This window comes from Streptomyces sp. NPDC046909, from assembly GCF_040644695.1.
GTDB lineage: Bacteria > Actinomycetota > Actinomycetes > Streptomycetales > Streptomycetaceae > Streptomyces.
Window position 1 is genome coordinate 34506 of the sequence record NZ_JBEYXC010000025.1, and the last position, 25399, is coordinate 59904.

At 70.5% G+C, this 25399-nt stretch carries 30 protein-coding genes; 17 read left to right on the forward strand and 13 right to left on the reverse strand.

The annotated features are described in order from the left end of the window. The first annotated feature begins 379 nt into the window (after window positions 1-379). Complete coding sequence (locus ABZ928_RS48330; protein ID WP_361534914.1) at window positions 380-1036, forward strand: DUF461 domain-containing protein; 657 nt, start codon at window positions 380-382, stop codon at window positions 1034-1036. Between the two features lie 79 nt (window positions 1037-1115). On the opposite strand, the gene ABZ928_RS48335 is transcribed toward ABZ928_RS48330, so the two are convergent. Together ABZ928_RS48335 and ABZ928_RS48340 are read right to left on the reverse strand one after the other, a co-directional pair. Next, complete coding sequence (locus ABZ928_RS48335; protein ID WP_015659563.1) at window positions 1116-1796, reverse strand: response regulator transcription factor; 681 nt, start codon at window positions 1794-1796, stop codon at window positions 1116-1118. Next, window positions 1793-3040, reverse strand: a complete 1248-nt coding sequence (locus ABZ928_RS48340; protein ID WP_361534917.1) for an ATP-binding protein — start codon at window positions 3038-3040, stop codon at window positions 1793-1795. The genes ABZ928_RS48335 and ABZ928_RS48340 overlap by 4 nt, the downstream gene beginning before the upstream one ends. Before the next feature lie 235 nt (window positions 3041-3275). On the opposite strand from ABZ928_RS48340, the gene phoU reads away from it, so the two are divergent. The 6 genes from phoU (at window position 3276) to ABZ928_RS48370 (ending at window position 6117) form a co-directional block, all read left to right on the forward strand. After that, a complete protein-coding gene (gene phoU / locus ABZ928_RS48345) occupies window positions 3276-3965 on the forward strand; it encodes a phosphate signaling complex protein PhoU (protein ID WP_361534920.1) in 690 nt (229 codons plus the stop codon). Window positions 3966-4079: 114 nt separating this feature from the next. Beyond that, window positions 4080-4238, forward strand: coding sequence for a hypothetical protein (locus ABZ928_RS48350; RefSeq protein ID WP_361534923.1), 159 nt, complete (start codon window positions 4080-4082; stop codon window positions 4236-4238). Between the two features lie 145 nt (window positions 4239-4383). Next, a complete protein-coding gene (locus ABZ928_RS48355) occupies window positions 4384-4635 on the forward strand; it encodes an SCO4226 family nickel-binding protein (protein ID WP_361534926.1) in 252 nt (83 codons plus the stop codon). Between the two features lie 89 nt (window positions 4636-4724). Further along, window positions 4725-5135, forward strand: coding sequence for a hypothetical protein (locus tag ABZ928_RS48360; RefSeq protein ID WP_361534929.1), 411 nt, complete (start codon window positions 4725-4727; stop codon window positions 5133-5135). Between the two features lie 14 nt (window positions 5136-5149). Beyond that, a complete protein-coding gene (locus ABZ928_RS48365; RefSeq protein ID WP_361534932.1) occupies window positions 5150-5488 on the forward strand; it encodes a hypothetical protein in 339 nt (112 codons plus the stop codon). After that, window positions 5485-6117, forward strand: a complete 633-nt coding sequence (locus ABZ928_RS48370; RefSeq protein WP_361534935.1) for a class I SAM-dependent methyltransferase — start codon at window positions 5485-5487, stop codon at window positions 6115-6117. The genes ABZ928_RS48365 and ABZ928_RS48370 overlap by 4 nt, the downstream gene beginning before the upstream one ends. A gap of 52 nt (window positions 6118-6169) precedes the next feature. Here the strand turns inward: ABZ928_RS48370 and ABZ928_RS48375 are convergent, their stop codons facing one another. Continuing rightward, on the reverse strand, window positions 6170-6931 hold the full coding sequence (locus tag ABZ928_RS48375) for a phosphoglyceromutase (RefSeq protein WP_361534938.1): 762 nt from the start codon (window positions 6929-6931) through the stop codon (window positions 6170-6172). A 154-nt stretch (window positions 6932-7085) separates the two neighbouring features. Between ABZ928_RS48375 and ABZ928_RS48380 the strand changes: the two genes are divergently transcribed. Beyond that, window positions 7086-8345: an MFS transporter gene (locus ABZ928_RS48380; protein WP_361534941.1), complete on the forward strand. Its 1260-nt coding sequence runs from the start codon at window positions 7086-7088 to the stop codon at window positions 8343-8345. 90 nt (window positions 8346-8435) lie between these two features. Here the strand turns inward: ABZ928_RS48380 and ABZ928_RS48385 are convergent, their stop codons facing one another. Together ABZ928_RS48385 and ABZ928_RS48390 are read right to left on the reverse strand one after the other, a co-directional pair. Then, on the reverse strand, window positions 8436-8660 hold the full coding sequence (locus ABZ928_RS48385; RefSeq protein ID WP_361534944.1) for a hypothetical protein: 225 nt from the start codon (window positions 8658-8660) through the stop codon (window positions 8436-8438). Between the two features lie 320 nt (window positions 8661-8980). Further along, window positions 8981-9424, reverse strand: a complete 444-nt coding sequence (locus ABZ928_RS48390) for a DUF2000 domain-containing protein (RefSeq protein WP_361534947.1) — start codon at window positions 9422-9424, stop codon at window positions 8981-8983. A 49-nt stretch (window positions 9425-9473) separates the two neighbouring features. Between ABZ928_RS48390 and ABZ928_RS48395 the strand changes: the two genes are divergently transcribed. Continuing rightward, the gene (locus ABZ928_RS48395) at window positions 9474-10268 is read left to right on the forward strand and encodes an AraC family transcriptional regulator (protein WP_361534950.1); all 795 of its coding nucleotides are present in this window, start codon (window positions 9474-9476) and stop codon (window positions 10266-10268) included. Window positions 10269-10310: 42 nt separating this feature from the next. Continuing rightward, complete coding sequence (locus tag ABZ928_RS48400; RefSeq protein ID WP_361534953.1) at window positions 10311-10952, forward strand: SAM-dependent methyltransferase; 642 nt, start codon at window positions 10311-10313, stop codon at window positions 10950-10952. Window positions 10953-10965: 13 nt separating this feature from the next. Here the strand turns inward: ABZ928_RS48400 and ABZ928_RS48405 are convergent, their stop codons facing one another. Next, a complete protein-coding gene (locus tag ABZ928_RS48405; RefSeq protein WP_361534956.1) occupies window positions 10966-11460 on the reverse strand; it encodes a YbjN domain-containing protein in 495 nt (164 codons plus the stop codon). After that, complete coding sequence (gene mshA, locus ABZ928_RS48410) at window positions 11453-12790, reverse strand: D-inositol-3-phosphate glycosyltransferase (protein ID WP_361534959.1); 1338 nt, start codon at window positions 12788-12790, stop codon at window positions 11453-11455. The genes ABZ928_RS48405 and mshA overlap by 8 nt, the downstream gene beginning before the upstream one ends. Window positions 12791-13084: 294 nt before the next feature. Here mshA and ABZ928_RS48415 point away from each other — a divergent pair, with 294 nt between their 5' ends. The 3 genes from ABZ928_RS48415 (at window position 13085) to ABZ928_RS48425 (ending at window position 16739) form a co-directional block, all read left to right on the forward strand. Further along, window positions 13085-13879 carry a class I SAM-dependent methyltransferase gene (locus ABZ928_RS48415; protein ID WP_361534962.1) on the forward strand — a complete coding sequence of 265 codons (795 nt, stop codon included), beginning with the start codon at window positions 13085-13087 and terminating at the stop codon, window positions 13877-13879. Window positions 13880-14071: 192 nt separating this feature from the next. Beyond that, complete coding sequence (locus ABZ928_RS48420; RefSeq protein WP_361534965.1) at window positions 14072-15163, forward strand: C40 family peptidase; 1092 nt, start codon at window positions 14072-14074, stop codon at window positions 15161-15163. A gap of 271 nt (window positions 15164-15434) precedes the next feature. Beyond that, window positions 15435-16739: a SpoIIE family protein phosphatase gene (locus tag ABZ928_RS48425; RefSeq protein ID WP_361534968.1), complete on the forward strand. Its 1305-nt coding sequence runs from the start codon at window positions 15435-15437 to the stop codon at window positions 16737-16739. 123 nt (window positions 16740-16862) lie between these two features. On the opposite strand, the gene ABZ928_RS48430 is transcribed toward ABZ928_RS48425, so the two are convergent. From ABZ928_RS48430 to ABZ928_RS48440, 3 genes are all read right to left on the reverse strand, one after another. Beyond that, on the reverse strand, window positions 16863-17201 hold the full coding sequence (locus ABZ928_RS48430) for a DUF2516 family protein (protein WP_361535244.1): 339 nt from the start codon (window positions 17199-17201) through the stop codon (window positions 16863-16865). A gap of 100 nt (window positions 17202-17301) precedes the next feature. After that, window positions 17302-17949, reverse strand: a complete 648-nt coding sequence (locus tag ABZ928_RS48435) for a hypothetical protein (protein WP_361534971.1) — start codon at window positions 17947-17949, stop codon at window positions 17302-17304. A gap of 97 nt (window positions 17950-18046) precedes the next feature. Further along, window positions 18047-18589, reverse strand: coding sequence for a helix-turn-helix domain-containing protein (locus ABZ928_RS48440; protein ID WP_361534974.1), 543 nt, complete (start codon window positions 18587-18589; stop codon window positions 18047-18049). 119 nt (window positions 18590-18708) lie between these two features. Here ABZ928_RS48440 and ABZ928_RS48445 point away from each other — a divergent pair, with 119 nt between their 5' ends. From ABZ928_RS48445 to ABZ928_RS48455, 3 genes are all read left to right on the forward strand, one after another. Next, window positions 18709-19218, forward strand: a complete 510-nt coding sequence (locus ABZ928_RS48445) for an NUDIX domain-containing protein (protein WP_361535247.1) — start codon at window positions 18709-18711, stop codon at window positions 19216-19218. 61 nt (window positions 19219-19279) lie between these two features. After that, window positions 19280-20035, forward strand: a complete 756-nt coding sequence (locus ABZ928_RS48450; protein WP_361534977.1) for a VOC family protein — start codon at window positions 19280-19282, stop codon at window positions 20033-20035. Between the two features lie 79 nt (window positions 20036-20114). Then, window positions 20115-20711, forward strand: coding sequence for a DinB family protein (locus ABZ928_RS48455; RefSeq protein WP_361534980.1), 597 nt, complete (start codon window positions 20115-20117; stop codon window positions 20709-20711). 13 nt (window positions 20712-20724) lie between these two features. Here the strand turns inward: ABZ928_RS48455 and ABZ928_RS48460 are convergent, their stop codons facing one another. Next, on the reverse strand, window positions 20725-21474 hold the full coding sequence (locus ABZ928_RS48460; protein WP_361534983.1) for a class I SAM-dependent methyltransferase: 750 nt from the start codon (window positions 21472-21474) through the stop codon (window positions 20725-20727). Window positions 21475-21752: 278 nt separating this feature from the next. Here ABZ928_RS48460 and ABZ928_RS48465 point away from each other — a divergent pair, with 278 nt between their 5' ends. Then, window positions 21753-22595 carry a nitroreductase/quinone reductase family protein gene (locus tag ABZ928_RS48465; protein WP_361534986.1) on the forward strand — a complete coding sequence of 281 codons (843 nt, stop codon included), beginning with the start codon at window positions 21753-21755 and terminating at the stop codon, window positions 22593-22595. Between the two features lie 80 nt (window positions 22596-22675). On the opposite strand, the gene ABZ928_RS48470 is transcribed toward ABZ928_RS48465, so the two are convergent. Together ABZ928_RS48470 and ABZ928_RS48475 are read right to left on the reverse strand one after the other, a co-directional pair. Next, complete coding sequence (locus ABZ928_RS48470; protein ID WP_361534989.1) at window positions 22676-24691, reverse strand: AAA family ATPase; 2016 nt, start codon at window positions 24689-24691, stop codon at window positions 22676-22678. 71 nt (window positions 24692-24762) lie between these two features. Then, window positions 24763-25386, reverse strand: coding sequence for a TetR family transcriptional regulator (locus tag ABZ928_RS48475; RefSeq protein ID WP_361534992.1), 624 nt, complete (start codon window positions 25384-25386; stop codon window positions 24763-24765). Between the last annotated feature and the right edge of the window lie 13 nt (window positions 25387-25399).

Consider the following 25399-nt stretch of genomic DNA (forward strand, 5'->3'; position numbering starts at 1 on the left):
CACTTCCGCGCCGTTTCCGGAATTGATCACTCGCAATCGCCGGGAGCCACCGGATCAGCCCGTGATCAATTTCGTGGGCGATCGCGATTTCCTTCACGGAAGATTTGCGAGCGGATGCGCGGGGTCTTACGCGGGGGCCTTACGCGGGGGTCTTATGTGAATGGCGGACGAGTGGGAGTCCAAAGTGACTCGTGAGTCACTTGTGGCGGGTGACGCGAGTGATGCGGGTGATGCGACGGGGCTCCGAGGAACGAACACGGCCCGTTGGGGAGGGTCGGGTGCGGCGACGCGGGAACGGCTCGGTAACCTAAGGCCGCTGACAGACACTTAGGGCGGCTTTATTCGCCCGCCCCGTTCGAGTCAAGGAGTTGCCGCCGCCGTGAGCAGCAGCCTTCGACGCGGCGCCCTCGCCGCCGCCGTCATCGCGTTCTCGATCGCCTCGCTCGCCGCGTGCGGTGCCGGCAACAACGCCCAGACGCTGGAGATCAAGCCGGACAACGCCGCCACGACCGTCGGCACCATCAAGGTGCAGAACGCGGTCGTCATCACCCAGCCCGACCTGGAGTCGACGGGCCCGGCGGTGATCTCCGCGACCCTGTTCAACAACGGCACGACCGCCGAGACGCTGGACTCGATCACCGTGGCCGGCACCGGCAAGTCCGCCGAGCTCTCCCCCGCCAAGGGCAAGGGCGCGCTGACCATCCCGGCCGGCGGCTACGTCATCATCGGCGGCAAGGGCAACGCCTCCGCGGTGCTGCCCAGCAGCCGTGAGGCGATCAAGGACGGCAACGCCCAGAAGATCACCTTCACCTTCAGCAAGACCGGTGACGTGAGCCTGCGCGCGTTCGTCGTGCCCGCCAAGCACTACTTCGAGAAGTGGGGCCCGACCGAGGTCCCCGAGGCCCCGGGCACCGGCGAGAGCCCGTCGGCCTCCCCGACCGAGTCCGCCACGGGCACCGCCTCCCCCTCGGCGACCGCCACCTCGACCGACGAGGCGTCGGCTTCCGCGACGGCGAGCGAGAGCGCCGCGCAGTAGTGCGCCGTCAGGCACCGGGCAGTCGTATACGAAAGGGCGGGACCTCAGAGGAGGTCCCGCCCTTTCGTCGTCGTACGGCTTAGGGCTCGAACTTGTAGCCCAGACCCCGGACCGTCACCAGGTACCTGGGCGCGCCCGGGTCCGGTTCGATCTTGGCGCGCAGGCGCTTCACGTGGACGTCGAGGGTCTTGGTGTCGCCCACGTAGTCGGCGCCCCAGACCCGGTCGATGAGCTGCATGCGGGTCAGTACGCGACCGGCGTTGCGCAGGAGCATCTCCAGGAGGTCGAACTCCTTGAGGGGGAGGTCGACCTTGGAGCCCGAGACCGTGACCACATGGCGGTCCACGTCCATCCGGACCGGGCCGGCCTCCAGTGCGGCCGGGGTGACCTCCTCGGGCTCGCCGCGTCGGCGCAGTACGGCACGGATACGGGCGACCAGCTCGCGCGAGGAGAACGGCTTGGTGACATAGTCGTCGGCTCCTATTTCCAGGCCTACGACCTTGTCGATCTCACTGTCCTTGGCGGTCACCATGATGACCGGGACGTTGGAGCGGCCGCGCAGCTGACGGCACACCTCCGTGCCGGGCAGCCCCGGCAGCATCAGGTCGAGGAGGACGAGATCGGCGCCGTTGCGCTCGAACTCGTCGAGTCCGTCGGGGCCCGTGGTCGCGACCGCGACCTCGAAGCCCTCCTTGCGGAGCATGTACGACAGGGCGTCGGAGAAGGACTCCTCGTCCTCGACGACAAGCACTCGGGTCACGGAAGGACCTCCGGGGCGGGAAGCGGTTCGTACGGGGATGGGTCGGGGCCGTCCTCGTCGTCGAGGTCGGTGTGGTGGATTGCGCGGTCGCGGGCAGCCCCCGCCTCCGGCAGCCGCAGGGTGAACGTGGAGCCCTGTCCCTCGGAGCTCCACACCGTGACCTCCCCCGCGTGGGAGGCGGCCACGTGTTTGACGATCGCCAGGCCGAGACCCGTGCCGCCGGTGGCACGGGAGCGGGCCGGGTCGACGCGGTAGAAGCGCTCGAAGATGCGCTCCTTGTCCTTGTCGGAGATGCCGATGCCCTGGTCGGTCACGGCGATCTCGATGAGGTCCCCGCCGGGCGCGGTCACCCGGCGGGCGGCTATGCCGACGCGGGTGCGGGCCGGGGAGTAGTTCACGGCGTTCTCGACGAGGTTGCCGAGGGCGGCGGCGAGCTGGCCGCGGTTGCCCCAGATCCTGAGGTCCGCGGTGCCGCCGGCGGCCATGGTGATGTTCTTCGCGCCGGCCTGGTGCCGGCAGCGGTCGATGGCCTCGGCGACGAGCTCGTCGATACGGACCGGCTCGGCGTCCTCCAGCGGGTCGTCGTTCTGGACCCGCGAGAGGTCGATGAGCTCCTGGACCAGGTTGGTGAGCCGGGTCGCCTCTATCTGCATCCGGCCCGCGAAGCGCTCGACGGCCTCGGGGTCGTCGGAGGCGTCCATGACGGCCTCGGAGAGCAGGGAGAGAGCGCCGACCGGGGTCTTGAGCTCATGGCTGACGTTCGCGACGAAGTCACGGCGGACGGCCTCGATACGGCGGGCCTCGGTGAGGTCCTCGACGAGGAGGAGCACCAGCCGGGAGCCGAGAGGCGCGACGCGGGCGGAGACGGCGAGGGCCTCCCCGCGCCCGGTCCCGCGCCTCGGGAGGTCCAGCTCGACCTGTCGTATCTCTCCGTCGCGTCTGGTGTCCCGGGCCATCTGGAGCATGGGCTCGACGGCGAGTTTGCCGCCGCGGACCAGGCCGAGGGCGTAGGCGGCCGAGCTGGCCTTGACGACGCCGTCGGCCTCGTCGAGGACGACGGCGGAGGAGCGGAGGACGGACAGGACGGTGTCCACGCCCGGCGGGAGCACCGGGTCGGTGTGCAGAGAGCTGCGAGTGGGGCGTTTCTGCTCCCGCTCGCTGAAGCGGAACGCCAGCATGGCGATCACGCCGGTGACTGCTCCGGCGATCGCTGCCACTGCGGCGACCGCCGCGTTCACGTCCATGCATCCAGGTTAGGCATGGGTCCGGTCCTGGCCACAGCCATCGGAGTGCGAGCTCGAACACTCGTCGCCCAGAGTTCACCTTGGAGCCAGTGATGGTTCATTTGGGGTGACGGAAATCGACGCGTACAGGGCCGAACGTGGGAGCGTGGGGTTCACAGCGCCGGTTTTCGGAAGCGACCGACGGCCGGTTCTGGCCCCCGGAACCCCCGAGGCAGACGTAAGAGAGGGATCCCTGATGCGGGACGCGTACCACGAGGAACTTGACTCGATCGGCGACGGTCTGGTGGAGATGGCCCGGCTGGTGGGGTCGGCGATCGGGCGCGCCACGACCGCCATCCTCGACTCCGACCTGAAGCTGGCCGAGAGCGTCATCGAGGCCGACCAGAAGGTGGACGACCTCCAGCACGACCTGGAGGCGCGCGCCATAGCCCTGCTGGCCAGGCAGCAGCCGGTGGCGACGGACCTCCGTATCGTCGTCACCTCGCTCCGGATGTCCGCGGACCTGGAGCGCTCGGGCGACCTCGCCCAGCACGTGGCGAAGCTGGCGCGGCTGCGCTTCCCGGAGCGCGCCATCCCGGCCGACCTGCACGCGACCATCCTGGAGATGGGCCAGCTCGCGCAGCGTCTGATGGCGAAGGCGGCCGAGGTCGTCATCACCAAGGACGTCGACCTCGCGCTCCAGCTGGAGCAGGACGACGACGAGATGGACCTGCTGCACCGCACCCTCTTCCAGCACCTGCTGGACGACCGCTGGAAGCACGGCATCGAGACGGCCGTCGACGTGACCCTGCTGGGCCGCTACTACGAGCGGTTCGCGGACCACGCGGTGTCGGTGGCGAAGCGGGTGGTGTACCTGGTGACGGGCGAGCACGCGGACGAGCTCCAGGCGGACATCCAGCCGGTGACGGGGGTGGAGGGGGCCTGACGTCGGGCGCGTGGGTGCCTGTTCGGGGCGTGCGCAAGCCTCAGTGCGCCGTTGATGCGCCCAGCTGAACGGGCATGGAATGGGTACAGGCATCCAGCCTTCCAGGAGGGACCCATGGCCGATTCCCCCAGCACTCCCACGCCCGACCCCACCCAGGAACGCCAGACCGAGCAGCCCGCCGAGATCAGGAACCTGATGCTGATCGGCGCGTGCGGCTGCGGTTCGGGGTGCGGGTGCGGGTGCCAGTCAGGCAATCCGTGCCAGTGCGGCTGACGCCGCGATTTTTGTCGTACGACGGTGAAGGGCCCCGGTGTGCTGCCGGGGCCCTTCGTCTGTGTGCGGTCGCTTCTGCTGCCGTGTGAGGCGCAGCATGGAAGGGAGCGGTACGAGCGGTACGAGCCGTAAGGAGGTGCGGGACATGACGCGGTTCATGGACGTACATCACGGGATGCAGGGCATCACGGCCGAGCAGCTGAAGCAGGCCCACCAGGCCGACCTCGCCATAGAGAAGGAGGAGGGCGTCCACTTCGAACGGGCCTGGGCGGACCCCGAGTCCGGCACGGTCTACTGCCTCTCCGAGGCCCCCTCGGCGGACGCGGTCCAGCGCATCCACGAGCGCACGGGGCACAAGGCGGACGAGATCCACGCGGTGCCGCTGACGATCTCGTAGGCGAGTTTGGCGAGTTTGCAGGAAACGGAAACGCTCAGGGCGAGCAGCCGCCGGAACCACAGTGCCCATGATCGGCGTCGTCCCCTGTCATGAGCACTGTCGAGTCCGAGCGCACCAGCTGCCTGCCCGGGGCGGTCGCGTGCTGCTTCGGCGCCGCGATGGGCCTGGCGGCCTGGACCCTGACGGCATGGGCGCGCGCGTACTGCGACGCGGGGTACGAGGCCGGCGGCCGCCTCGAACTCAACGCCCTGTTCCCCGTGACCGCGCTCGCCGGAGGCATGACCGCACTCGCGGCCCTCGCTGTCGCCCGCCGTCTGTCCCGCCACGCACCGCCCCTCGTACGCCGCTGCCTGCCACCTTTGTCGGTGCTCTGCGCCACGGTCCTGCTCGCCTGGTGGTTCTTCGCCACGGTGGGCACGTTGTCCGACTACCCGGGCGACTCCGGCAACTGCCCCGCGAGCAACATCCCGCCACAGTGGCCTGGTTGGATACCGGCCTGAGCGGAGGGGGAGCCATGGCAGTGGGACGCAAGGGCGCACGGCGGATCGTCGTCGACGGCACGACATACCGCTGGCGACTGCGCCGCAGGCCGACCTACTCGCAGGCCCTGACGTGGTCGCCGTGCACGTACGCCGTGGAGCACGCGGACGCGCCGGGCACGACCCTCGTCGTCACCACGGACCAGCCCCACGCCGGCAATTGGTTCGGCCGCGAGTCCAAGCCGGTCCTCCCCTCCGACGTGGCCCGCTCGATCCAACTGGCCCGCACCGCGGGCTGGCTCCCCACGGCCCCGGGCCCCCCGTTCCACCTGGACCGCTCGGCGGGCTTCACGACGACGGAGATCCCGAGATGACCACCGCCAACCACGATGCCCATGCCGATGCCCATGACCATGCCCGGGCGAACGACTACGACGGCTTCGCCGAGGCGTACGCGAACCTGAGCGAGACCAGCTTCCTCAACGCCTACTACGAACGCCCCGCGATGCTGTCGCTGGCGGGTGACGTGTCCGGCCGCCGCATCCTCGACGCCGGTTGCGGCCCAGGTCCGCTGTCCGCCGCACTGCGCGAGCGAGGCGCCCTGGTCAGCGGTTTCGACCGCAGTGCGGGAATGGTGGAGCTGGCGCGGCGGCGACTGGGAGAGGGGGCGGACATACGGATAGCCGATCTGAGCGACCCCCTGCCCTTCGACGCCGGGACGTTCGACGATGTCGTCGCCTCGCTGGTGCTGCACTACTTGGAGGACTGGGGCCCGACGCTGACCGAGATACGGCGCGTCCTGAGACCCGGCGGCCGCCTGCTCGCCTCGGTGCAGCACCCGTTCGTGGACTACGTCATCCAGGACCCCCGCCCCGACTACCACGCCACCACCAGCTACACGGCCGACTGGACCCTGTTCCCCGACGACTTCGCGAGCCTCTCGACCCAGATGTGCTTCCTGTTCTTTGTCCTGGAGGCACCCGGAGAGGTCCCAGGGGCATGAAAATGCCCCCGAGCCGCGCCGTATGCGCAGCTCAGGGGCATGATCGCAATGGCTACTTCTTCTTGCCCTGGTTCTTGACCGCCTCGATGGCAGCAGCCGCCGCCTCGGGGTCCAGGTACGTGCCGCCCGGGTTCAGCGGGTTGAAGTCGGCGTCCAGTTCGTAGGAGAGCGGGATGCCCGTGGGGATGTTCAGGCCCGCGATGTCCGCGTCGGAGATGCCGTCGAGGTGCTTGACCAGGGCGCGGAGCGAGTTGCCGTGGGCGGCGACCAGGACCGTGCGGCCGGCGAGGAGGTCGGGGACGATGCCGTCGTACCAGTACGGGAGCATGCGGACCACGACGTCCTTCAGGCACTCCGTGCGGGGGCGGAGCTCCGGGGGGATCGAGGCGTAGCGGGGGTCGGCCGACTGGGAGAACTCCGTGCCGTCCTCCAGCGGCGGGGGCGGGGTGTCGTACGAACGGCGCCAGAGCATGAACTGCTCCTCGCCGAACTCCGCCAGGGTCTGTGCCTTGTCCTTGCCCTGGAGGGCGCCGTAGTGGCGCTCGTTCAGGCGCCACGAACGGTGGACGGGAATCCAGTGGCGGTCCGCGGACTCCAGCGCGAGCTGGGCCGTGCGGATCGCGCGCTTCTGGAGGGACGTGTGGACCACGTCGGGGAGGAGATCGGCGTCCTTCAGGAGCTCGCCACCGCGGACTGCCTCCTTCTCGCCCTTCTCGTTCAGGTTGACGTCCACCCAGCCGGTGAACAGGTTCTTCGCGTTCCACTCGCTCTCGCCGTGGCGGAGGAGGATCAGCTTGTACGGTGCGTCGGCCATGCGTATGAGCGTAATCCACCGACTCGCTCGCTTGTGCCGGTGCTCGGCAGGCGGACGGTTGACGGGATCTGTTAATTCAGTGGCCTCCCCGGGCCTGCCACTTGTAAGTTGCCGATGCCGCCAGAGACGCTTACATCACCCCGGGGGAACCGCCATGTCACCAGCCACCATGAGACGCGCCCTGAGGGAGTCCGTTTCCGGGCTTCCCCGCGAGTTCTGGTGGCTGTGGACCAGCACCCTCGTCAACCGGCTCGGCGCCTTCGTCGCCACCTTCATGGCGCTCTATCTGACCCTCGATCGTGGGTACTCCGCCGCTTACGCCGGCCTCGTCGCCTCCCTCCACGGGCTCGGCGGAGTCGTCTCCTCCGTCGGGGCCGGGGTGATGACCGACCGGCTGGGGCGGCGGCCCACCCTCCTCGTCGCCCAGGCCTCCACCGCCGGCTCCGTCGCGCTGCTCGGGTTCATGCACCACCCCGCCGCCATCGCCGCCGTCGCCTTCCTCGTCGGCATGACCAGCAACGCGTCCCGGCCGGCCGTGCAGGCGATGATGGCCGACATCGTGCGGCCCGAGGACCGGGTGCGCGCCTTCTCGCTCAACTACTGGGCCATCAACCTCGGGTTCGCCGTCTCCTCCATGGGCGCCGGGTTCATCGCCGAGTTCAGCTACCTCGCCGGCTTCCTCATCGAGGCGGGCATGACCGCCGTATGCGCGGTCGTCGTCTTCCTGAAGCTCCCCGAGTCCCGGCCCGAGCGCACGACCGGTGAGAAGGCGGCACCGGAAGTGGGGCTCGGGACCGTGTTGCGCGACGGGCGGTACATGGGTGTCGTCTCCCTCTCCTTCCTCGTCGCCCTCGTCTTCCAGCAGGGCTCCGTCGGACTCCCCGTCGCCATGGGCGAGGCCGGGTTCACGCCCGCCGACTACGGCATGGCCATCGCGGTCAACGGCGTGCTGATCGTCGCGTTGCAGATCCCCGTCACCCGGTTCATCCAGCACCGCGATCCGCGCCGGCTGCTTGTCATCTCGTCCCTGCTCGCCGGGTACGGGTTCGGGCTCACCGCCTTCGCCGGGTCCATCGGCGTCTTCGCCCTCACGGTCTGCGTCTGGACCCTCGCCGAGATCGTCAACGCGCCCACTCAGACCAGCCTGGTCGTGCGGCTCTCCCCCGTGCACGGGCGCGGGCGCTACCAGGGCATGTACACCCTGTCCTGGGCCGTCGCCTCCCTCATCGCCCCGCTGATGTCCGGCCTGGTCATCGACCACTACGGCGCCGAGTGGCTGTGGGGGCTGTGCGCGGTCGTCGGCACGGTCGCCGGGGTCGGGTACGCCGTCCTGATGCGGGGCCTGCCGGCGGAGGAACCGATGGTCGCCGAGCCGACCACGACCGTCGTGAAACCCGAGGTCAGCGCGGCCTGAAGCACACTCCCGAGCACGGCTCGGCCAAACGGAGAGAGGCCCCCCCACCGCGCGGAACCGCGGGCGGAGGGCCTCTCGCACGAGCAGAGGTCAGAGACCGACCGTCACGCCCACCTGGGTGGGCAGCGCGCCGAGCGTGCCATCGAGGGCACCCAGCGCCGTCGCCTTGACCCCGTCCAGCTGGGCCAGGACGTCGCTGCTGCTGAGGGTGGTGTCGCCGGCGGTGACGGTGATCTGCGGGGCCAGGCCGCCGGAGACGGCGTCGAGGTCGGCGTCGGAGATCTCGAGGGTCTGGATCTGGGGAGCGGAGTTCATGGGGAGACTGCCCTTCGCGTGGACGTACAGAGGGGGGACCGCCCCGCGGGGGACAGCGGGCGGGGTGCGGTGCGCAGGATCAAATCACGGAGCGTGCCCGGCATCCAGTGCGATCGCGGCCATGGAAGGGCAGTTGGTCCACCGGTCGACGGAACCATGAGGGCGCGCACACCAATTGGGGGCAGCTTCTCTACACCGCGGGCGCCACAGGCGGCTCACAGCCGTTGCCCCGGGACCCGCGAACAGGACAACTCCCCAGCAACTCCCCGTCAACGGCCCCCGCCCGCCGCGCGGTTGCGCAAGCACTGTGCAGATTCGGTTCACGGATGCATCCGCGCGCCCTTCAGCACCTTGTCCACGGCGTTGCGCGGCCCGTACACAGCGATCCCCACCAGGTCGAGACCGTCCGTCCCGACCGCCCGTACGGCCGCCCGGTTGTCGCGGTCGTTGCCCGTCGAGAACAGGTCGCTCGTGAACACCGCGCGCGGGAGGGCACGGGAGAGCACGCGCGCGTGGGCCGCCTTCAGCGTCTCCTTCGTGCCCTCGAAGACCAGCACCGGCTGCCGGAACATCGGCAGATAGGGCACGCCGTCGGCGTCCTCGTACGGCTCCCCGATCGCCTCGGGGGCGGCCGTGCCGAGGCCGCTGACCAGGAACGCGGTGACGTTCAGGCGCTGCCAGGGCTCCAGGTCCTCGCGCAGGAGGACGGCGATCTTGGTGTCGAAGCGGATGGGTTCGGCGTTCGCAGGAGGTTCGGTGCTCATGCACTGAGACTGCCGACCGCGGTCCGACTACGTCTTGTACGTTCTTTGCATGGCCGCCCGGCAGGAAGTCACCGCGTGGCGTCCCCGGGTCCCGGGCGTCACCGAGGTCTTCCACGCCCACTTCACCGAGTACGCCTATCCGATGCACGTCCATGAGGCGTGGACGCTGCTCATCGTGGACGACGGGGCCGTACGGTACGACCTCGACCGGCATGAGCACGGCACCCCGCACGACACGGTGACCTTGCTGCCGCCGCATGTCCCGCACAACGGCTCCCCCGCCACGCCGGGCGGTTTCCGCAAGCGGGTCGTCTACCTCGACACCTCGCTGCTCGGCGAGGACCTCGTCGGGCCCGCCGTCGACACCCCTGACCTCCGCGATCCGCTGCTGCGGCTCCGGGTCGGCCAGTTGCACCAGTCCCTCGACCATCCCGGCGACGAGTTGGAGGCCGCGAGCAGGCTGACGTTCATCGGGGAGCGGCTCACCGCGCAACTGCGCCCGCGCCTCGTCCCCGACGTCCCGCGCACCGACCCGGCCCTCGCCCGCCGGCTGCGCGAGCTGCTCGACGAGCGGGTGGTGGAGGGCGTCTCCCTGGAGGAGGCCGCCGCGCTCGTCCACGCCCATCCCGCCCACCTGGTACGGGCGTTCAGCACCGCGTACGGCATCGCCCCGCACCAGTACCTCACCTCCCGCCGCGTCGACCGCGCCCGGAGGCTGCTCCTGGACGGGCAGCGGCCGGGGGACGTCGCCTCGGCCACCGGGTTCTTCGACCAGTCCCATCTCACCCGGCACTTCCGGAAGTTGGTGGGGGTCACGCCGGGCCGCTACGCGAAGTCCGCGTAAACCGGCGGCGGTTCGCGGAGCGGCCGACCTATCGTCCACCCCATGGACTGGCATGACTGGCACGAGAAGTACGACTCCCCCGACTCCTACCTCGGACGACGCCTCGCCCTCGTCCAGGACCGCGTCCGTGCCGCCCTCGACGACGCCCCGCCCGGCCCCCTGACCGCCGTCAGCCTCTGCGCCGGGCAGGGGCGGGACCTCATCGGCGTACTGGCCGGCCATCCGCGGCGGGACGACGTACGGGCGCGGCTGGTCGAGCTGGACGAACGGAACGTGGCCGCGGCCAGGGCTGCGGCCGTCGGACTCCCGGGGGTCGAGGTCGTCGCTGGGGACGCCTCGCTCACCGATCACTACGCCGGTCTCGTGCCCGCCGATCTCGTGCTGATCTGCGGGATCCTCGGGAACATCACCGACGCCGACGTCGAGCGGCTCCTCGACCACTGCACCCGGCTGTGCCGTACCGGCGGCACGGTGATCTGGACGCGGAGCCGGCACATCGAGCCCGATCTGGTGCCTCAGGTGTGCGCGTGGCTGGAGGAGCGGGGGTTCGAGCGGCTGTGGGTGTCCGACCCGGGGCTGGGGTTCGGGGTGGGGGCGCACCGGTTCGGCGGCGAGCTGCGGCCGCTCGTGCGCGGGGAGCGGATGTTCGAGTTCGTGGGGTACGACGTGCTGCGGGCCAGGTGAGACGTCGGCCCGGTCAGGCCGACGACGGGCGCTGCGTCAGGTGGGTGAAGGCGTCCAGGTTGCGGGTCGACTCGCCGCGGGACACCCGCCACTCGTACTCCTTGCGGATCGCGGACGCGAAGCCGAGCTCCAGGAGGGTGTTGAAGGCGCCGTCCGCCGCTTCCAGGGTCTGGCCGAGGAGGCGGTCGATCTCGTCCGGGGTGACCGCGGCGAGGGGGAGCTTGGCGGTGACGTAGACGTCGCCGAGCTGGTCGACGGCGTAACTCACGCCGTACAGCTTGAGGTTGCGCTCCAGGAGCCAGCGGTGGACGCCGGGTTCGTTCTCGTCGGGGTGGCGGATGACGAAGGCGTTGAGGGAGAGGGAGTGGCGGCCGGCGAGGAGGGAGACCGTGGTCTTCAGCTTGCGGGTGCCGGGGAGCTGGATGACGTAATGGCCGGGCTCGGGGCTCTCCCATTCCAGCTCGGCGTCCTTGAGGACGCCCTCGATGACCTTCTGCGCATCAGCCATGGTGGGAGCGTACGCGACGGCGGTGCGCCTGCATCGCGGCTGTGTAGACGTCCGCGGTCGCGGCGGCGGCGGTGTCCCAGCCGAAGGACTGCGCGTGCCGGGCGGCGGCCTCGCCCATGCGGGGGGCCAGGTCCGGGTGGTCCGCGAGGTCGCGGAGCACGCGCGCGTAGTCGGCGGGATTGTGACCGCGTACGAGGAAGCCCGTCTGGTTGTCGCGTACGGCCACCGGCAGCCCGCCGACCGCCGCCGCGAGCACCGGCGTACCGGCCGCCTGGGCCTCTATGGCGACCAGGCCGAAGGATTCGCTGTACGACGGCATGACCAGGACGGACGCGGCCCGGAACCAGTCCGCGAGCTGGTCCTGGCCGACGGGCGGGCGGAACCGTACGACGTCCGCGATGCCCAGGCGAGAGGCCAGCTTTTGCAGGCCCTCGGGCTTGGCGAGGCCGCTGCCGCTGGGGCCGCCGACCACGGGGACGACCATGCGGGAGCGGAGTTCCGGGCGCTCGTCGAGGAGGACGGCGACGGCCCGGAGGAGGATGTCGGGGGCCTTGAGGGGCTGGATGCGGCCCGCGAAGAGGGGGATGAGCGCGTCCTGGGGGAGGTCGAGGCGGGCGCGGGCGGCGGCGCGGCCGTCTGCGGGGCTGAAGCGGTCCAGGTTCACGCCGGGGTGCACCACCGCGACCTTGGCGGGGTCGGCGTCGTAGTGGTGGACGAGTTCGTCGCGTTCCTCGGTGGTGTTCGCGATGAGGCGGTCGGCCGCTTCCACGATCTGGGTCTCGCCGATGACCCGGGCGGCGGGCTCGGGGGTGTCGCCGTCGGCGAGGTTGGCGTTCTTGACCTTGGCCATGGTGTGCATGGCGTGCACCAGGGGGACGCCCCAGCGCTGGGCGGCGAGCCAGCCGACGTGGCCGGAGAGCCAGTAGTGCGAGTGGACGAGGTCGTAGTAGCCGGGGCGGTGGCCGGCCCACGCCTGCATGACGCCGTGCGTGAAGGCGCACAGCTGGGCGGGGAGCTCCTCCTTGGCGAGGCCCTCGTAGGGGCCGGCGTCGACATGGCGGACGAGTACGCCGGGGGCGAGCTGGACCGTCGGCTCCAGTGCGGCCGTCGTCGCGCGCGTGAAGATCTCGACCTCGACGCCGATCGCGGCGAGGCGCTGCGCGAGTTCGACGATGTATACGTTCATGCCGCCCGCGTCGCCCGTGCCGGGCTGGTGGAGCGGGGAGGTGTGCACCGACAGCATCGCGATACGGCGGGGTCGGCGGTGCAGCCTGAGCCGCGGGGGCGTTGCCGGGGAGCGTCGCCCGAGCCTGCTGACGTACTGGCTCACGTGGCGGTCCTCCTTGCAGCGGGCATGCCGGACGGAGGGTGCGGGGCGCCCTCCAAGGGGGTGCAACATCGGAGGGACGGGTTCCCATTCCGGGGGCGGTGATTTTTACCGGGGCATTACCGTTGGTCGCTCAACTGTTCGGGGTGCGGGTGCGTCCGTCGATGCCTGCGGCGGCCCCGTCCCTGAGTGGGGGCTCGCGTCGCGCCGCTGCGGGCGGACACCCCCGGTACGTCCCCTGCTCGCCGTTGCGCCGGCGTGCGTGATGCCCCGGCCGGGGCGCATACCCTCGTAGGCATGACATCCCGTGCCTCCGTCCGACCTGTGGGCACGGTCACGCGCGGGACCACCAATCCCAATCGGTTGCGGCGGATGGACCGGTGGATCGCCGCGGTGCATGGGGGCGAGCTGCGGCGCGCCGCCGATCCCGTCGCCGTCGATCTCGGGTACGGGGCCGCGCCCTGGACCGCCGTCGAGCTGCTCGCGCGGCTCCGTACGGTCGCTCCACGCGCGCGTGTCGTCGGTGTGGAGATCGAGCCCGCGCGCGTGGCGGCCGCGAAGCCGTACGAGCGGGAGGGGCTGGAGTTCCGCCACGGGGGGTTCGAGATCCCTGTGCCGCAGCGGCCGATGCTGATCCGGGCCGCCAATGTGCTGCGGCAGTACGACGAGGGCGAGGTCGCCGAGGTGTGGGGGCGGCTGTGCGCGCGGCTCGCGCCGGGCGGGCTGCTGGTCGAGGGGACCTGCGACGAGATCGGGCGGCGGCATGTGTGGGTCGCGCTCGGGGCGGAAGGGCCTCGGACGGTTACCTTCGCCACCCGGTTGGGGTCGCTGGAGCGGCCGTCCGATCTCGCGGAACGGCTGCCGAAGGCGCTGATCCATCGGAATGTGCCCGGTGAGCCCGTGCATGCCTTTCTGCGGGACTTCGATCGTGCGTGGGCCGCCGCGGCGCCCTATGCCTCGTACGGGGCCCGGCAGCGGTGGATGCGGGCGGTACGGGATCTCACGGCCGAATGGCCGGTCGTGGACGGGCCGGTGCGGTGGCGGCAGGGGGAAGTGACCTTGGCGTGGGGGGCGTTGGCGCCGCGCGGCTGACATCGCACTTGCCTGTCTGACCTGCGGGGAACGATCTCCTTGAGTCGTTCGTCACAAAGGCGGGGAGATCGTCATGGGGCGGGTGGATCAGGGGGAGGGACGTACTACCTCTGTCGTTTTCTTTCACGACATGGCACGATCCCCCAGACGTCCGTAAGTTACTGACGGTAAATCAGATTTGGGGGCTGGGGTATGGGTGCGGGCAAGCGCGGGCTGGTGACGGCTGCCGTGACCGTGGTCTGTGCGGTCACAGTGCTCGCGGCGCCCGGTACGGCGTTCGCCAGCCCGAGTCCCACCCCCACCCCCACCCCCAGTCCCACGCCTTCGGCTTCGGCCACCGCCGGGACCAACAAGGACCTTGAGGCCGTACGGGAGAAGCTGGACGCGCTCTATCACGCCGCCGCCGTGGCCACGGACGCGTACAACGCCGCCGAGGAGGCCGCCGACCAGCAGTCGGCCGCGATCGTGGCGTTGGCGAAGAAGATCGTCAAGGGGCAGGAGCGGCTCGCCGAGTTGAAGAAGCGGGCGGGGGCGGCCGCCGCCGCGCAGTACCGCAGCGGCGGGCTGCCCGACGAGGCGCAGCTGATGCTCAGCGACAACCCACGGCAGTTCCTCGACGGTGCCGGGCGGGTGCTCCAGGGGCAGCGCGCCACCAAGGGGCTCATCGCGGAAATGACCCGCACCCAGCAGGACTTGGAGCAGTACGCGAAGGACGCCTCCACGCAGTGGGAGAAGCTGGAGGCCAACCGGAAGACCAAGGCCGCCGCGAAGAAGAAGGTCAAGGAGCAGATCGCGGCAGCCGAGGAGCTCGAGTCCAAGCTGGAGAAGGAGGAGAAGGAGCGCCTCGCCCGGCTGGAGCAGGAGGCCGCGTACAAGTCGCAGACCGCCTGGCTGGACTCCGGGATCCTCGACGAGATCAACGGCAAGGCGTCCGCGCAGGGCAAGAAGGCCGTGGAGTACGCGACCTCGCAGATCGGCAAGCCGTATGAGTGGGGTGCGGAGGGGCCCGGGTCGTACGACTGCTCCGGGCTGACCTCGCAGGCCTGGGCCAGTGCCGGGACGGCCATTCCGCGGACCTCGCAGCAGCAGTGGAAGCAGCTGGAGCATGTGGACATCAAGGACATGCGGCCCGGGGACCTCATCATCTACAACTCCGATGCCAGCCATGTCGCGATGTACATAGGCGACGGCGCGATCGTGCACGCGCCGCGTCCGGGGCGGACGGTGACGATCGCGGGGGCGGGGTCGATGCCGATACTGGCGGTCGTGCGGCCGGATGCCTGAGATGCCTGTGGGTGCTTGAGACCGGGGTCACGTGATGCAGGGCACCTCGGGCGTCGAATAAACCCCCGGCCGACGTGACGTTCGTCATTCCCGCACCTCGGGCGGGGTGTCCAACTGCGGTAGGGAACGCGGCATATGACAGCGGCCGCCCGCCGAGCCGGGTGCCGTACACCATTCCGCTCCGGCGCCGACTACCGCTATGGTCCCCGTCGGTGGGTCGAGGTCCCTCGTCCCCGCCATGCCCTCGGGGGGAGGGAAGGAACCCAGGACGATGCCCGTACCCGTACCGCGGCAGAGAGCGATCCCGGCCGTGGAAGGTGGTCAGGCGCAGGCCGCTACCGCAGTCGGCGGCCCTTCATCAAGGGAAGAGGCCCCGCGCAAGGACGTCACGGTCGAGAAGAACAACGGCACCCATCTGACGCTGCTGGTGATCGAGGACGATCCCGGCGGCTCCACGCTCGTGCCCGAACTTCTCGACTCCGCCGGCAACCCCATCCGCGTCCGCACGGCCCGCAATCTCACCGAGGCCGAGCGGCTGCTCACCGACGACGTCCACTGCATCCTGCTGGACCTCGCCCTGCCCGCGCCCGCCCGTGACGGGGGCGACGAGCTCGCCGTGCTCAAGCACGTCCTCCAGCTCGCGCCCCGCCATGCCGTACTCGCCCTCACCGCCTCCGGCGACGCCGAGCGCGGGGCGGAGGCGGTGCGCGTGGGCGCCCAGGACTACCTTTTCCGGGATGAACTGGACGGGCGGCTGCTGAGCCGCGCGATCCGCTACGCCGTGGAGAGGAAACGTTCCGACACGGCCGAGCGACGGCTCGCCGAGGGCCGGGTACGGGCGCAGGAGAACCGGCGCCTGGAGCGCGGGCTGCTGCCCACGCCGCTGCTGGAGGGCTCGTCGCTGCGGTTCGCGGCGCGATACCGGCCGGGGCGCTCGCGCGCGCTGCTCGGCGGCGACTTCTACGACGTCGTACGGACCCCCGACGGCACCGTGCACGCCATGATCGGCGACGTCTGCGGGCACGGGCCCGACGAGGCGGCGCTCGGCGTGGAGCTGCGGATCGCCTGGCGGGCGCTGACGCTGGCGGGGCTGTGCGGGGACGAGCTGCTGGGCACGTTGCAGCAGGTCCTTGAGCACGAGCGGTCCGACGAGGAGATCTTCGCGACGCTGTGCACGGTGGACATCGCGCCGGACGGGCGTCGGGCGGGGCTGTGTCTCGCGGGGCATCCGTCGCCGCTGGTCGCGCGTCCCGGGCGGCCGGCCCAGCTGCTGCCGTACGACAACAACGGGCCCGCGCTCGGGCTGCTGTCCGGGGCGCGGTGGCCTCGTATGCAGGTCGAGCTGGGGCGGGAGTGGAGCCTGATGCTCTACACCGACGGGCTGATCGAGGGCCGGGTCGGAGCCGGTGGGGAACGGCTCGGGCAGGACGGGATGGTGGAGATGGTCCGTCGTCAGCTGTCCGAGGGGCTGGCCGGGGAGGCGTTGTTGCGGGCCGCGGTGAGTGAGGTGCGGGAGCTCAATGGGGGCGAGCTGACGGATGACGTGGCTGTCTTGCTGCTGGATCGGGTGAGCTGAGGCCGCTTTATCGGTCGTGGGTCGACTGCGGGTCCGTTGTGGCTGGTCGCGCCCACGCGGCGGAGCCGCACGTTGATACAGCCCCGCGCCCCTAAAGGGGCGCGTCAGTCCTGGCCCGCGTTATTACCTGCCGCCGTTCCAAGGACCGTAAGGTCCGTCGCTGCTGCTGCCCCTGCCGCCCCTGCCTCCGCCGCCCGATACCTGGCGGAGCGCCGGGCGTACGTCCACGAAGAAGACGATCGAGGCGACCAGGCCCGCGAGCTGGAGGAACAGCATCGGGACCAGGAGGTTCACCGCTACGGCCACGCCGAGGATGATCAGCCAGAAGCCCTTGTTCTGCTTGTCGGCGGCGCGGTACGCGTCCTCGCGGAACAGGGCGGCCATCACGAAGGCCACCACCGCGAACGCCAGCATGGCGAGGTAGAGCAGCCACATCAACCCCGCGAAGCCCTGCATCAGCACAACATCCACCACCCGACTCGGCTCGTCGTTACGCGGTCACCGTACCCGGAGAACGGGCCGGACACCCCAGAGGTGCCCGGCCCGCTTCAGGTACCGCCGCTTACTTGGCGGGCGGCGTCGTCTTCTTGGCGGTGGTCTTCCGTGCCGGAGCCTTCTTGGCGGCCGTCTTCTTCGCGGGCGCGGGGTCCGGGGCAGCGGCGGCGGCCGGCTTCGGCTCCTCCTTGACCTCGACGGGCTCGGCCTTGGGCTCGACGGCCACGGCGAGCTCCTCGATCTCCTCGGCGGCCTCGCCACGCCAGGTCTTCACGGCCTGCTCGCCGTGCTCGGCGACCTTCTCGTAGGTCTCGCGGGCCTTGACGGCGTACTCGGCGGCGACGCCGACACCGCGCAGGGCCAGGTCCTGGGCGGACTCGCCGAACTTCTTGAGGTCGGCGTCGATGGTGGAGCCGAGCTTCTTGATGTCGCCGTCCAGGGTCGCGATGAACTCGTTGACCTTGGTCTGGAGGGTCTCCTGCGCCTCCTTGGCGCGGGCACCGGCCTCCTTGGCGCGGGCGGCGGCCTTCTCCTGCACGGCCTTGGGATCGGTGCCGCGTACGGCCTCGATCCGGGCCGGGGCCTCGGCGCGCAGCTGCTCGACGATGCCGGGGACCTTCTTGGCCTCCTGGTAGGCCAGGTCGCCGGCGCCGGCGAGGAAGTAGAGCGGGGTCGGGTCGGTGACGGCCTTGCGGATGTCGTCGGTGATGGCCATGGTGATGGACCTCCCGGTCGCTTTCAGGTGAGGGTTTTGGGGTCCCGCGGTCAGTCGGGCCGGTGTGAGTGGTGCGTGTGTCTGTGGCACATGTTTCTCAACTGGCCGTCTGCTGCGGGTCGGCGTCGCTGCCGTCGGCCGTGCTCTTCTTGCGAGTGGCCGTGGTCTTCTTGCGGGTACGGCGCTTGGTGGCGCTGCCCTGGGCGTCGTTGCCCGGCACGTCGGCCACCGGAGCTTCCGGCTCCGCGGAGCCGTTCTCCTCGGCCTCCCGGGTCTCCCCGGTGTCGATCCCGAATCCGTTCTCCTTGCGGAAGGACTCGTAGATCTGGAGCAGCACCTGCTTCTGCCGCTCGTTGAGCGTCGGGTCGGCGATGATGACGGCGCGCGTCTCCACCTCGTCCCGGTCCCGCTCGGCGTCGAGGATGCCGGCGCGGACGTACAGCGTCTCGGCGGAGATCCGCAGCGCCTTGGCGACCTGCTGAAGCACCTCCGCGCTCGGCTTGCGCAGCCCGCGCTCGATCTGGCTCAGATACGGATTGGACACCCCGGCGGCGTCGGCGAGCTGCCTGAGCGAGAGCTGGGCGTTTCGCCGCTGCTCGCGCAGGTACTCACCGAGATTGCCGACGTTGAGCGATGCCATGCCTCTACTCTGCCGCACTCCCGCTAACTTTTGCAAGCACCCGCTTGCAAAAGTGCGCCACGCCACGTGGGGGGGGAGGGAGTCGCTGGGAAGCAGCGTTGTCAGTGGGCTCTGCCAGGGTGTGCGTCGTGGATGAATTGGTGGAGCGTGTCGACGCTCAAGATCGCGTGTTGGGGGTGGTCAACCGTCTGGAGGCGGTTCGGAAGGGTTGGCTGCACCGGATCGCCCTGACGGTGTGTCGTGATGAGCGGGGGCGGATCCTCGTCACACGGCGGTCGGAGCAGCTGTCGCGCTTCCCCGGGTTCTATGAGGTCGGGGCCGGTGGCGCCGTGAATGTCGGTGAGTCCTATGAACAGGGCGCCGCGCGGGAGGTGGCCGAAGAGCTGGGCATTGGTGCGCTGCCGCGCCTGCTGTTCACGTTCATCAACCGCAGCGGCTTGAGCCCTCACTGGCTCGGCGTGCACGAAGCCGTGGTGCCGGACGCTGTGACCGCCGATCCCGATGAGATCGCCTGGTATGGCTGGCTGACCGAGCCGGAGCTGCGGTCGGCCCTGCGGGAGTGGCGCTTCACCCCCGACAGCCATGAGGCCTTCAGGCGGTATCTCGCGTTCCGGACCGCGCGGTCGTGACCGACGTGTGGGCGGGGGCGGAGGGACGGGGGCCGGGGGGCGGGTGCATAGGATCGCGGGCATGCCACTGCGACCCGTTCATGTGAACATCAAGGCTGTTGACGCCTCGGCGGTCGGCCGGTTCTGGGCGGAGGCACTCGGCTGGAGTGCCTACAGCGCCGGCGTCACCACATACGTCGGTCCCGGCAGCGGTTCCGACGGCGGGTTCGTCTGGCCGGACCCGGTCGTGCTCGGCATCGACGTCGTCCCCGTCCCGGAACCCAAGTCGCCGACGAAGAACCGCGTGCACCTCGACCTCGCCACCACCTCCGCCGCCCACCAGACGGAGTTGATCGCACGCCTGAAGGCTCTCGGGGCGACGCCCGCCCACGTGGGCCAGGGCGACGACGTGCCGTGGACGGTCCTCGCCGATCCGGAGGGCAACGAGTTCTGCGTCCTGGAGCCGCGGGAGATCTACCGGGCCACAGGCCCGATCGCCGCGGTGGTGGTCGACTGCACGGACCCACGGGCCATGGCCCGTTTCTGGGGCACGGCGACGGACTGGACCGTGCGCGAAGTCGCCGACGATCACGCGTCGTTGCGCTCAGCTAAAAACGTCGGCCCGTATCTGGAGTTCCTCCGCACCCCCGACCCGAAGACCGTGCCGGACCGCCTCCATCTCGACCTCCTGCCGTACCCCGATGACGACAAGGAGGCCGAGGTGACCCGACTGCGCGCCCTCGGCGCCGCCGACCTCGACCTCGGCCAGGGCGAGGTCCCGTGGACGTGCCTGACCGACCCGGAGGGCCACGAGTTCTGCGTACTGGCCCCGCACTGACGCGAACCCTCTGACCCCGCCCGGGGTCCCGCACAAAAACGCTGGACACGGGGGACCGGACCGCCGGAAGACTGACCCCATGACCGAATCCGACCCCAAAGACATCCTCCGCCTCTACCTCCAGACCGCCCGCGACGCCCTGGTCTGGAAGCTCGAAGGCCTCTCCGAGTACGACATCCGGCGCCCCCTCACCCCGACCGGCACCAATCTGCTGGGCCTGCTGAAGCACACGGCGAGCATCGAACTGGGGTATCTCGGCGACACCTTCGGACGCCCGTCGGGCGAGGCGCTGCCGTGGCTCGCCGAGGCCGCCGAGACCAACGCCGACATGTGGGCCACCGCCGACGAGTCACGCGAGGACATCGTCGGGCTCTACCGCCGGGCCTGGGCCCACTCGGACGCGACGATCGAGGCGCTGCCCCTGGACACGGTCGGCAAGGTGCCGTGGTGGCCGGACGGCAAGGACGACGTGACCTTGCAGCACGCCGCCGTACGCGTCATCGCCGACACCCACCGGCACGCCGGCCACGCCGACATCCTCCGCGAACTCATCGACGGCGAGGTCGGCATGAACGACGGCAACGACAGCCTGCCGTCGAACGATCCGGCGTGGTGGGAGGAGTACCGGGGCCGGGTGGAGAAGGCGGCGCGGGAGGCGGGCGGGAAGGACGACTGAGCCCCGCACCGCCCTAACCCTCCCCTGAAACCAGCCGCGACGGCTTCCGCGCGACGAAGACGAACTCCCGCCCCGGCCGGTCGGGAGCGTCACGCACACCCTCAACGAAGAACCCCACCGCCCCCAACTCGGCCTCGGCCTCGCCCCGTTCACGGAACCGCAGGGTCGAGTCCGAGGTCAGCACAGCACCGTCCGCACGGAAGACGTAAGTGGAACGGAACGTCACCAACGGCCCGTCCACCTCGACCACGTCGTACCAGCTCTCGACCACCCCGGCACCGGCGATGTCGGCAACCCGGTACGAGCCCTCCTTGCTCCACCCCTCCCAGGCCCGCCGCGCCGGATCCCGGGTCTCGAACACCAGCCGTCCACCGGGACGCAGCGCCTCGTACGCGCCGCGCAACGTGGACCGCCACGCCCACGGGTCCACGATGGCCTGAGCGACATTCGCCGTCATCGTCACGAGGTCGACGTCCAGCGGTGGCAGAGCCGTCGCGTCACCGTCGATCCACCGCACCCGCCCGGCACCCGGCTTCCCTCGCGCCACATCGAGCGAGGCACGCGCCGGATCGACCCCCGTGACCTCGACACCACGCTCAGCCAGCAGCAGAGCGAAAACCCCCGTCCCGCACCCGACATCCAGCACCCGCCGCACCCCGAACTCCTCCACCATCCGAAGGTAGGCATCGAGGTCCCCCCGATCGGGGTCGAGCGCGTCGTACACGGCGGCCAGCCGGGGGTGCGCGAAGCAGTCGTCAGCCATGCGGGCGACCATAACGGGCGGCGGCCGCCCGAGTTCGGCAGTTCCCTGCCACATCGCCGGTGAACCGCCGCGAGGCTCCCCGCCCCGATATTCAGTGGCGCCGCTCACGACCGCCCGGCTACCGTCCCTCGCATGACTGCCGGGTTTGCGGCTACGCGCCGTGTCACGGTTGGGTACCCGGCCTCCGAGTGAGGTCGGGGCGGGCCAGGGGTCCGCCGGTTTCTCTTCGCCTTCGCCATCGCCACGGACGACGTAAGCGACGAAGAGAAAGAAGACAATTGCCCAACGACTTCAACCAACAGGTCATCGACGAGTTCCGGGCCAACAACGGCCGCGTCGGCGGCTGGTTCGAGGGTGCCCGGCTGCTGCTGCTCACGACCACCGGCGCCCGCACCGGCACCCGGCACACCACTCCCCTCGGCTACCTCCCCGACGGCGGCGACCGCGTCCTGGTCATCGCCTCGGCGGGCGGATCGACCAAGCACCCCGACTGGTATCGGAATGTCCTCGCGCACCCTCAAGTGACCGTGGAAGCAGGCGCGTTCACCTACGAGGCGCGGGCGGAAGTCCTCGCCGGCGACGAGCGCGAGCGGTCGTTCGCGCGGGCCGTGGAGACGGATCCGGGCTGGGCGGAGTACCAGGAGAAGGCCGGTGACCGGGTGATCCCCGTGGTCGCCCTGTACGAGATCGCGACGCCCGGTCCGCCGAACATCCGGGCCGGTTCCATCAGTGAGGGCCTCAAGCTCATCCACGACAACTTCCGCCACGAACTCGCCCTGATCAGAGAGGAGATGAGGAAGGGCGCCGGCCGGGACACCCTCCTCGCCCAACTCCGTATCAACTGCCTCACCTTCTGCCAGGGCCTGCACAACCACCACACCGGCGAGGAGGCGGGCCTGTTCCGGCTCCTCGACGCCCGGCATCCGGAAGCCGCCCCCGCGCTGGCCCGCTTGCGCGAGGAGCACAAGCGGATCGCCGCGCTGGTGGAGGAGTTGAAACAGGCGGTGTGGACGGCGGGCGAACCGGCCGCCGCCCAGGCGGAGGTGGAGCGTCTGACCGCCGAGCTGGAGGCCCATCTCACTTACGAGGAGGAGCAGTTGATCCCCTTGCTCGAAGGCTGAGGCGGTCGGCTGTCGCTGAGGCGGTCGGCAGTCGGTCAGCTATCGCTGAGGCAGTCGGCAGGGGGCTGCCGCTGCGGCGGCTAGAACGGCAGCGGCCGCCCATGCACCACCTCCAGCCCCGACACCGCCCGCGTGAGCACCACATACAGCCGGTGCAACCCCCGTTCCTCCGCCTCGGCGATCGCCGCGGGCTCGACGGCGACGACATGGTCGTACTCCAGCCCCTTGACCAGCGTCGCCGGTACGAGGGTCACGCGGGCGCCCAGGTCGTCGGGCCCGGCCGCGTCCAGACCGGCGCCGGCCAGGGCTTCCCGTACCCACGGCACATCCGCGTCGGCGGCGATCACCCCCACGGACCCCTCCCGGCCGAGGGCGTCACGCACGGCGGCCACCACCGCGCCGGGCATGTCGCCCTCGGCCGCCCGGATCCGCAACTCCCCGTCCCGGCGCAGGGATTGACCGGCCGGTACGTCGACGTCCAGCCGCTCCAGCAGCCGATTGGCCAGCCCTACGACGGCCTCGGGCACCCGGAACCCGGTGGTCAGCGGCACCACGGCCGCCTCGGCCCGCCCCAGATGCCCGAGCTGCTCGCCCCACGTCCGCGCGGCCCACGGCGCGGTGCCCTGCGCCAGATCCCCGAGCACGGTCAGCGAACCGAAGGAGGCCCGCCGGGCGATGGCCCGGCACTCCATCGGGGAGAGATCCTGGGCCTCGTCGACGACCACATGCCCGTACCCCTCCGGATGCTCGATCAGCCCGCCGAGCTCGTCGAGAAGCACGAGGTCGGCGGCCGACCAGCGCGCCGACTTCCACGACCGCGGCGGCCTGGCCCACAGCAGCGCCTTCTGCTCGTCGGCGTCCAGCACCCCGTCCGCGAACCGCGCCAACTCCTCCGGATCGGTGAGGAGTTGAGCCAAGACCTCCTCCGGCCGCACCCGAGGCCACACGGCATCGACGTACGCACTCACCGCCCGCGCCCGCTCGATCCGCCGCACCCAGGAGTTCGGCACCGCCCCTTCCCGCCGCTCGGCCCGCGCCCGCACATACGCCACGACCCGAGCCCGCACCCGCTCCCGCCCGACTCCGTACGGCGGCTCCTCCTCCCGCACCCCCGCCAGGATCCGCCCCAGCTCATCCCCCAGAACCCGCCACCGATACGTCCCGTCAGGAATGGCCAGCGACTCCACTTCCCCCACGGACACCCGGGCGTACAACGCCCGCCGCAACACCTCGGCCATCCGCACGTCGTGCTTGAGACCGGCGGCCCGCACCTCGTCCTCCCTTCCGACCGGATGCCGCGCGATCTCCTCCAGGAGCGTCGACTGCCGTACGCCGGTCTCGCCGAGGGCGGGCAGCACCTGCGAGATGTACGACAGGAAGGTCCGGTTGGGCCCGAGGATCAGCATGCCGCCGCGGCGGATGCGCTGCGGGTGGGTGTAGAGCAGATAGGCGGCCCGATGCAGCCCGACGGCGGTCTTGCCGGTACCGGGCGCCCCCTGCACACACAGCGAGAGCCGCAGCTCCCCCCGTACGAGATCGTCCTGCTCGGGCTGGATGGTCGCGGCGATGTCCCGCATGGGCCCAAGACGCGGCCGCTCGATCTCCCGCAGAACGAGGTCACCAACCCGCTCCTCCCCTTTCCCCTCCCCCAGTCGCTCATCCTCCATCCCGGTGAGATCGGCGGAGTCCCCTCGACTCCCCGGCGCCCACCCGAACCGCCGCCGCACGGCGACGCCCTGCGGATCCCGGGCGCTGGCCTGGTAAAAGGCGCGGGAGACGGGCGCCCGCCAGTCGACGACGAGCGGCGGTGCGGCGGGATGCTCGCTGATCCGCAGCCGCCCGATGTGCAGCGTCTGACGGTCGCCGGCCGAGTCCAACCGCCCGAAGAACAACGGCCCTTCGGGCAGCTCCCGCATCTCCTTGGCCCGACTGCGCAACTGATACCCGAGCACTTCGGCATCGGCCCCGGAGGCGGAGACGTCCTCGCCGCTGACGACCTGCTCCTGAGCCCCTTCGACCATGGCGGCGAGGGCGGCGCGGCAGTTGTCGTGGTGGGTGCGTTCGAGGTGGAGGGCGTGATGGAGGGGTGACGTCATACGGCACAGCGTACCGAAATAACGTAACCGAGTTAAATTTTTTACCGAGCCTCAGAAGCTCACGGCAGACCTCAGGAAGCCTGAGCAAACCGCGTCAGCCCACCGGCAAGCATCCCGAAGCCCCGCTCCGCCGCGACCACCGCATCAGCCCGTACGACCTCGGCGTCCTCCCCCTCCATGACCCGCCGCCAGTTCTCCTCAGCCAGCACCCGCCGCACCGCGACGATCTGCCCAGCGGCCAGCCGCGCGTCCAGATCTCCACCGAGCGCCTCGGCGAGGGCCGCCTCGGAGCGCTCCAGGTGGGTGTGAAGACGACCGACGAGGGCCGGAGTCCCGTAGAGCAGCGCATAGAAGGCACGCACGGCAGGGTGGCCATTCACCCCGGTGATGGGATCGTCCCGCTCGATCCCATCGACAAAATGCAGCCGCAGCGCATCAAGAGGCGCAACCCCCACCCCCCGCTCCCACACCACCCGCGCGGCCTCGTCCTCATGATCGGCGATCCGACGAAAGACGAGATCCTCCTTGCTCGGGAAGTACCGGAAGAGCGTCGGCTTCGAGATCTCGGCCGCAGCGGCAATCTCCGCGACCGACACCGCGTCGTACCCCTTCTCCAGGAACAGACCGATCGCGATCTCGGAGACGGTCTCGTACATCCGCTGCTTCTTGCGCTCACGCAGGCCGGGCTCGCTCATGGGGTTGAGCGTA

Excerpts from the sequence above, each read along its gene's own strand:
- ABZ928_RS48340 (WP_361534917.1), bottom strand. The coding sequence starts at position 3,040 with ATGGACGTGAACGCGGCGGTCGCCGCAGTGGCAGCGATCGCCGGAGCA.
- phoU (WP_361534920.1), top strand. The coding sequence starts at position 3,276 with ATGCGGGACGCGTACCACGAGGAACTTGACTCGATCGGCGACGGTCTG.
- ABZ928_RS48350 (WP_361534923.1), top strand. The coding sequence starts at position 4,080 with ATGGCCGATTCCCCCAGCACTCCCACGCCCGACCCCACCCAGGAACGC.
- ABZ928_RS48355 (WP_361534926.1), top strand. The coding sequence starts at position 4,384 with ATGACGCGGTTCATGGACGTACATCACGGGATGCAGGGCATCACGGCC.
- ABZ928_RS48360 (WP_361534929.1), top strand. The coding sequence starts at position 4,725 with ATGAGCACTGTCGAGTCCGAGCGCACCAGCTGCCTGCCCGGGGCGGTC.
- ABZ928_RS48365 (WP_361534932.1), top strand. The coding sequence starts at position 5,150 with ATGGCAGTGGGACGCAAGGGCGCACGGCGGATCGTCGTCGACGGCACG.
- ABZ928_RS48370 (WP_361534935.1), top strand. The coding sequence starts at position 5,485 with ATGACCACCGCCAACCACGATGCCCATGCCGATGCCCATGACCATGCC.
- ABZ928_RS48375 (WP_361534938.1), bottom strand. The coding sequence starts at position 6,931 with ATGGCCGACGCACCGTACAAGCTGATCCTCCTCCGCCACGGCGAGAGC.
- ABZ928_RS48380 (WP_361534941.1), top strand. The coding sequence starts at position 7,086 with ATGTCACCAGCCACCATGAGACGCGCCCTGAGGGAGTCCGTTTCCGGG.
- ABZ928_RS48385 (WP_361534944.1), bottom strand. The coding sequence starts at position 8,660 with ATGAACTCCGCTCCCCAGATCCAGACCCTCGAGATCTCCGACGCCGAC.
- ABZ928_RS48390 (WP_361534947.1), bottom strand. The coding sequence starts at position 9,424 with ATGAGCACCGAACCTCCTGCGAACGCCGAACCCATCCGCTTCGACACC.
- ABZ928_RS48395 (WP_361534950.1), top strand. The coding sequence starts at position 9,474 with ATGGCCGCCCGGCAGGAAGTCACCGCGTGGCGTCCCCGGGTCCCGGGC.
- ABZ928_RS48400 (WP_361534953.1), top strand. The coding sequence starts at position 10,311 with ATGGACTGGCATGACTGGCACGAGAAGTACGACTCCCCCGACTCCTAC.
- ABZ928_RS48405 (WP_361534956.1), bottom strand. The coding sequence starts at position 11,460 with ATGGCTGATGCGCAGAAGGTCATCGAGGGCGTCCTCAAGGACGCCGAG.
- ABZ928_RS48415 (WP_361534962.1), top strand. The coding sequence starts at position 13,085 with ATGACATCCCGTGCCTCCGTCCGACCTGTGGGCACGGTCACGCGCGGG.
- ABZ928_RS48420 (WP_361534965.1), top strand. The coding sequence starts at position 14,072 with ATGGGTGCGGGCAAGCGCGGGCTGGTGACGGCTGCCGTGACCGTGGTC.
- ABZ928_RS48425 (WP_361534968.1), top strand. The coding sequence starts at position 15,435 with ATGCCCGTACCCGTACCGCGGCAGAGAGCGATCCCGGCCGTGGAAGGT.
- ABZ928_RS48435 (WP_361534971.1), bottom strand. The coding sequence starts at position 17,949 with ATGGCCATCACCGACGACATCCGCAAGGCCGTCACCGACCCGACCCCG.
- ABZ928_RS48440 (WP_361534974.1), bottom strand. The coding sequence starts at position 18,589 with ATGGCATCGCTCAACGTCGGCAATCTCGGTGAGTACCTGCGCGAGCAG.
- ABZ928_RS48450 (WP_361534977.1), top strand. The coding sequence starts at position 19,280 with ATGCCACTGCGACCCGTTCATGTGAACATCAAGGCTGTTGACGCCTCG.
- ABZ928_RS48455 (WP_361534980.1), top strand. The coding sequence starts at position 20,115 with ATGACCGAATCCGACCCCAAAGACATCCTCCGCCTCTACCTCCAGACC.
- ABZ928_RS48460 (WP_361534983.1), bottom strand. The coding sequence starts at position 21,474 with ATGGCTGACGACTGCTTCGCGCACCCCCGGCTGGCCGCCGTGTACGAC.
- ABZ928_RS48470 (WP_361534989.1), bottom strand. The coding sequence starts at position 24,691 with ATGACGTCACCCCTCCATCACGCCCTCCACCTCGAACGCACCCACCAC.
- ABZ928_RS48475 (WP_361534992.1), bottom strand. The coding sequence starts at position 25,386 with ATGAGCGAGCCCGGCCTGCGTGAGCGCAAGAAGCAGCGGATGTACGAG.